Here is a 402-nt window from a genome sequence, read left to right on the forward strand (position 1 = left end):
AAACCCAGCAAATGAGCATTACCTTGCCCATCGAAATGGCTGCCCTGGTCAAAGCCAAGGTCGCGGCCGGTGAATATGCATCCGAGAGCGAAGTGAGCCGCGACGGCCTGAGAGTATTGCTGGCCCGGGATCGCGCCATGGAAGACTGGCTACGGGACGAGGTGATCCCAGCTGCGGCAGCCCTCAAGGCCAAGCCCGAGCGCGCGCTGTCCGTCGAACAGGTTCGAGAACACATGGCAGCCAAGCGTCAGCGAAAAGGCACCGGGAAAGCGTGAGTTACGCGGTAGCCTTTTCGCCTGAAGCCTTGGCGCAACTCGACGCCCTTGAAGACTACATCAGCGATGCCAGTTCCCCAGTTATAGCTGCACGCTTTATCGACAGCCTCATCCGCTACTGCGAAGG

At 59.7% G+C, this 402-nt stretch carries 1 protein-coding gene; it reads left to right on the top strand.

All coding sequences use genetic code 11. The features are described from left to right. A partial coding sequence (locus HX823_RS31815) for a type II toxin-antitoxin system ParD family antitoxin (RefSeq protein WP_177078624.1) occupies nucleotides 1–275 on the top strand: 275 nt, incomplete at its 5' end. Nucleotides 276–402: the final 127 nt, after the last annotated feature.

The organism is Pseudomonas sp. P7759 (genome assembly GCF_013386445.1).
In the GTDB taxonomy this organism is placed as follows: Bacteria; Pseudomonadota; Gammaproteobacteria; order Pseudomonadales; family Pseudomonadaceae; genus Aquipseudomonas; species Aquipseudomonas azotoformans_A.